The organism is Sutterella parvirubra YIT 11816, from assembly GCF_000250875.1.
Lineage (GTDB): Bacteria > Pseudomonadota > Gammaproteobacteria > Burkholderiales > Burkholderiaceae_F > Sutterella > Sutterella parvirubra.
This window is the reverse complement of record NZ_JH604939.1, coordinates 1-5,390: the sequence shown is the minus strand read 5'-3', so window position 1 is coordinate 5,390 and position 5,390 is coordinate 1. Positions and strand designations below refer to the sequence as shown.

The 5,390-nt window shown below is 65.8% G+C and carries 5 protein-coding genes; 3 read left to right on the top strand and 2 right to left on the bottom strand.

Annotated features, from left to right (window positions below; translation table 11 throughout):
- Positions 1–113: 113 nt before the first annotated feature.
- From HMPREF9440_RS04035 to HMPREF9440_RS04025, 3 genes are all read left to right on the top strand, one after another.
- Positions 114–770, top strand: a complete 657-nt coding sequence (locus HMPREF9440_RS04035) for a response regulator (RefSeq protein WP_008541760.1) — start codon at positions 114–116, stop codon at positions 768–770.
- A 42-nt stretch (positions 771–812) separates the two neighbouring features.
- Positions 813–2,150, top strand: coding sequence for an ATP-binding protein (locus HMPREF9440_RS04030; RefSeq protein WP_008541759.1), 1,338 nt, complete (start codon positions 813–815; stop codon positions 2,148–2,150).
- Positions 2,151–2,314: 164 nt separating this feature from the next.
- Positions 2,315–3,766, top strand: a complete 1,452-nt coding sequence (locus HMPREF9440_RS04025) for a DegQ family serine endoprotease (RefSeq protein WP_040763525.1) — start codon at positions 2,315–2,317, stop codon at positions 3,764–3,766.
- Positions 3,767–3,851: 85 nt separating this feature from the next.
- On the opposite strand, the gene gsiD is transcribed toward HMPREF9440_RS04025, so the two are convergent.
- Complete coding sequence (gene gsiD / locus HMPREF9440_RS04020) at positions 3,852–4,721, bottom strand: glutathione ABC transporter permease GsiD (protein WP_008541757.1); 870 nt, start codon at positions 4,719–4,721, stop codon at positions 3,852–3,854.
- The coding region (locus HMPREF9440_RS04015; protein WP_008541756.1) for an ABC transporter permease subunit at positions 4,718–5,390 on the bottom strand (673 nt) is incomplete at its 5' end. The genes gsiD and HMPREF9440_RS04015, both read right to left, overlap by 4 nt.

Here is a 5,390-nt window from a genome sequence, read left to right as displayed (position 1 = left end):
GACGCGATGCGCGGGCGGATCTGGGGTCTCCTTCTTCTCGCGCCCGTCGCCGCGGTGACGCTGCGCGCCCTTGTCGGACGGGCTTTCCGACGCCACTCTGAGACTTGACACCCATGCGCATTCTGATCGTAGAAGACGACGACATGATCGGCGAGAGCGTCGTTGCCGGCCTCGAAAGCGAAGACTATGCGGTCGACTGGGTCCGGGACGGCAATTCCGCCCTAATCGCCCTCAAGACGACGCCTTTTTCACTGGTGGTGCTCGACTTGGGGCTGCCCGGCAAGGACGGTCTCAAGGTCCTTCAGGAAATGCGCGCGCGGCGCATGTCGACCCCGGTCCTCGTCACGACGGCGAGGGACACGGTCGAAGACCGCATCAAGGGGTTGGACGCCGGCGCCGACGACTACCTGATCAAGCCCTACGACTTGGACGAACTCTCCGCGCGCGTGCGCGCGCTCCTGCGCCGGTCGGCGGGCCGCGCCGAGCCGCTCATCGTCCGCGGCGACCTCGTGATCGCCCCCGACACCCGCAAGGTGACCTACCGCGGCAAGGACGTCATCCTCTCCTCGAAGGAATACGCGCTTCTGGTCGCCTTGGCCGAGCGCGAAGGCGTCGTCTGGAGCCGCACCCAGTTGGAAGAGAAGCTCTACAACTGGGACAACACCGTGGGATCGAACGCGATCGAAGTGCACATCCACCATCTGCGCAAGAAGCTCTCCGACGGCGCGATCAAGACGGTGCGCGGCGTCGGCTACCTCTTGGAAACCTGAGCGTCCGAAGCCCTCTGACCCAACCACACACCGGACGCCCCCATGAGTTCCATCCGCCGCAAGCTTCTTCTCACGCTCATCGGGGCGCTCCTCGCGATGGGCTTCGTCGCCGCCGTCGCGACCTTCTTCTCCGCGCAGCTCGAATTCAACAAGTTCCTCGACACGCATCTCAAAGAAACCGCCGAGGCCCTCTCCGAATCCGTGATGCACAATTTCCCGGGGAAGTCGCCCACGCACCTCACGATCGTCGGGGACGCCGACAGCTACCAGATCGTCATCCAGGTTTACGACTCGGCGACAAACAGCCTCTGGCAGCGTGACGGCACGCCCACGCTCCCGCTCCCCGAAGCGCCCGGCTTCGGGATGGAGAAGGTGGACGGGCGCACCTGGCGCACGTACTCCGCGGCGGCCGGCCCCCTCATCATCACCGTGGCGCAGGACACCGCGGTGCGCACGCAGTTGGCGGCGAGCTCCGCCTTCAGCATCCTGCACCCGCTCCTGCTCCTCATCCCCTTCGTCGCGATCGCCGTCTGGATCGTCGTGGGCTCGGGGCTCGCCCCCTTGGAGCGCACCGCGCGCTCGGTCGCGCGTCGCTCGCCGGGATCCCTCACCCCGATTTCGACCAAGGGACTCCCGGCGGAGCTCTCGGGGCTTGTTCGCGCCATCAACGAACTCATGCTCCGCCTCAACGAGAGCCTCACGGCGCAGCAGCGCTTTGCGTCGGACGCCGCGCATGAGCTCCGGACCCCGCTCACCGCGCTCAAGCTCCAGGTTCAGTTGGCGCAGCGCGCCAAGACCCCGGAAGCGCAGCAGAAGTGCTTCGTGAAGCTCAACGAAGGCATCAACCGCGCGACGAGGTTGGTGAGCCAGCTTCTCACCTTGGCGCGCCTTGACCCCGACGCGCGCTCGAAGCCCGTCTCCACGATCCGTTTGGCGCCCCTGGCGATGAGCGTCGCCGAAGACATGACCCCGATCGCCGCGCAGAAGTCGATCTCGGTGCGCGCGGTCGCGGAGGAAGCGCAGTTGGACGGCATGGAGGACGCCGTGCGCCTCATGATCTCGAACCTCACCGACAATGCCGTGCGCTACACGCCCGAGGGCGGTCACATCGAGATCCGCACGAAGGCCGAGGGCGAGAACGTCGTCATTGAAGTCGCCGACGACGGCCCCGGCATCGCCCCCGAAGAGCGCGAGCGCGTCTTCGACCGCTTCTACCGCGCTTTGGGCACCAAGACGAGCGGGACGGGCCTGGGGCTCGCCATCGTCAAGCGCATCGTCGACATCCACTGCGGCACGATCGAAATCGACGACGGGATCGGCGGAAGAGGCACGTGCTTCCGTCTGCGCTTCCCCAGGTTGGGCGCATCCTCGGCCCAATAGCCGCACACGGCGAAGCCGGACACCGTTCTGTTACAAATGAAACCCGACCCGCACAAGGCTCGTTAAAACCCTTACGGGTGCGGGCGCGCCTTTGGCATAAAGTTTTCTCATTCGTTCCAAGACGCCCGGAGAAGCGGGCGCCCATCCAGAAGGAGATCCTTTTCATGCAGATCGCTTCCTTTGGCCTGAAGTCCACGCTCGCGGGCGCCGTTGCGGCTGCCCTCATGCTGGGCACGGCCCTGCCCGTGGCGGCGGCCGAAGAGGCCGCCGCGACGACCGCCCCCGTCGTCCAACAGGCGGCGCTGCCCGATTTCGTCAGCCTCGTCAAGGAAAACGGCCCGGCCGTCGTCAACATCGCCGTCGTGAAGAACGCCCGCGTGGTCAACACGCCGTTTGCGTTCCCCGGCATGGACGAGCGCCAGGCGGAAATCTTCCGCCGCTTCGGCTTCCCGCTTCCCTTCGGCGGCCCGCAGGAAATTCCCGAACAGCGCGGCACCGGCTCGGGCTTCATCATCTCGTCGGACGGCATCATCATGACGAACGCCCACGTCGTGGACGGCGTGGACGAAATCACGGTCCGTCTGACCGACAAGCGCGAATTCAAGGGCAAAGTCCTCGGCACCGACAAGCAGACCGACATCGCCGTCGTGAAGATCGACGCGAAGGACCTCCCGGTGCTCCGGATCGGCAGCAGCAAGGACCTTCAGGTCGGCGAATGGGTGGCCGCGATCGGCAGCCCCTTCGGCCTCGACAACACGGTGACGGCCGGGATCGTCTCGGCGCTCTCGCGCAATCTTCCGTCCGACACCTACGTCCCCTTCATCCAGACCGACGTCGCGGTGAACCCGGGCAACTCCGGCGGCCCGCTCTTCAACATGAAGGGCGAAGTGGTCGGGATCAACTCGCAGATCTTCTCGACGTCGGGCGGCTTCATGGGGCTCTCCTTCGCGATCCCGATCGACCTCGCGATGCAGATCAAGGATCAGCTCGTCAAGGACGGAAAGGTGACGCGCGGCTACATCGGCGTCTACATCCAGGAACTCAATCAGGAGCTCGCCGACAACTTTGGACTGAAGACGCCTGAAGGCGCTCTCGTCACCAAGGTCGAGAAGGAAAGCCCGGCCGAGAAGGCGGGCCTTCGTGAGGGCGACGTCATCACGACGATCGACGGCCGCAAGGTGACGAGCTCGGTGAGCCTCCCGATGCTCGTGAGCGCGATCCCGCCGGGCGGCAAGGCCGAACTCACGGTGATCCGCGACAAGAAGGAACAGAAGATCTCGGTGACGGTCGGCACGAACAAGCAGGCCGAAGCGCAGAAGACCGTGGACCAGAACACGCAGCGCCTCGGGATCCAGGCCCGCGCCCTCACGGATGAGGAAGCGCGTCAGGCCGACACCACCGGCGTGCTCGTGCTGGAGTCGACGGGTCTCGCCGCCAAGAGCGGCATCCGCAAGGGCGACATCATCGTGAGCGCGAACGGCACGCTCGTGAAGACGGTGGAGGCGCTCCGTCAGGCCTGCACCAAGGACCGCGTGCTGCTGCTCGTGCAACGCGACGGCGGCCGCATCTTCATCCCGATCCAGTTCGACAAGAAGGACGAGGGCTCGAAGAAGTAACCTTCCCCGCCCAAGCTCGACCGGTCGCAAATCGGCCCGGCGCCTCACGAGGCGGCCGGGCCGTTTTGCATTCAGAGGAAGACCGTCAGTCGCGGCGCATCTTCGGATCGAGGGCGTCGCGAAGGGCGTCGCCGAGGATGTTGAAGGCGAGCACCGTGATGAAGATCGCGCCCACCGCGAAGAGCGCGGCGTGCGGGGCCGTGAGGATGTCCTCACGGGCTTCGTTGAGGATCGCGCCCCATTCGGGAGAAGGCGGCTGGGCGCCCAGCCCCAGGAACGAGAGCGACGACGCGGTGATGATCGCCGAGCCGATCCTCATCGAGAGATAGACGAGGATCACCGAGATCGTCCCGGGAAGAATGTGTCGGAAGATGATGACGGCGTCGCCCGCACCGATGCTCCTCGCGGCTTCGACGTAGGTCTCGTGCTTGAGAACAAGGACGTTCCCGCGCACGAGGCGCGCGAACGCGGGCACCGAGAAGATCGCCACCGCCATGACGACGTTCAGGAGGCCGCCCCCCAGAATCGCCACGATCCCGATCGCGAGCAGAATGCCGGGAAACGCGAAGAGCACGTCCGAGATGCGCATCACGATGCGGTCGGTCCAGCCTTCGTAGTAACCGGCGAGAAGCCCCAGCACGGTGCCGATGACGGCGCCCGCGAAGACACTCCCCAGGCCCGTCATCAGCGAGAGCCTCGTCCCCGCGATGATGCGGCTGAAGACGTCGCGCCCCAGGCTGTCGACCCCGAACCAGTACATGGCCGAGGGGCCTTCGTTCAGGTGGTCGTAGTCGAAGAAGTTTTCGGGGTCGTACGGGACCACCCAGGGGCCCACGACCGCGGTGAGGATGAGGAGCGCCACCACGATGAGCGAGATCATCCCCACGCGGTCCTTCGTGAAACGGCGCAGAAAGTTCGACCACGGACTCGAACGGTCGTCAAGACGAAGCATCATCGACCCCCCTTCGCGAAGCGCACCGCCGGGTTGATCCACCCGTAGAGGAGGTCGACGGCAAGATTGATCAGCATGAATTCAAGCGAGAAAAGAAGCACGCAGGCCTGCATGACGGGGTAGTCGCGCATGTCGACCGCGTCGACCAACAGGCGCCCGATGCCGGGCCAGTTGAAGACCTTTTCGACGACGATCGAGCCGCCCAGGAGGAACCCGAACTGAAGGCCCAGCATCGTGACGACGGGAATGAGGGCGTTGCGAAGAGCGTGGCGCATCACGACGGAGCGCTCGCCCAACCCCTTGGCCCGCGCCGTGCGCACGTAGTCGGCGTCCAGAACTTCCATCATGGAGGAGCGCGTGAAGCGCGCCATCACGGCGGCGACCCCGGCCCCCAGCGTGATCGAGGGGAGCACGTAGTGGAGCCAGCTGTCCGCCCCCACCGTCGGGAACCACCCCAGCTGCACCGAGAAGACCTCCATCAGGAGGATCCCCAGCGCGAAGGGCGGCACCGAAATCCCCGAGACCGCGAAGACCATCGCCGCGCGGTCGGCAAGCCGCCCGCGCTTCACCGCGGCGAGGATGCCGAGCCCCAGTCCGAAAACGACCGCCCAGAGCATCGAGAGCGCAGTGAGCGCCAAGGTCGGCCCGAAGCGCTCGGCGATTTCGTCCGCC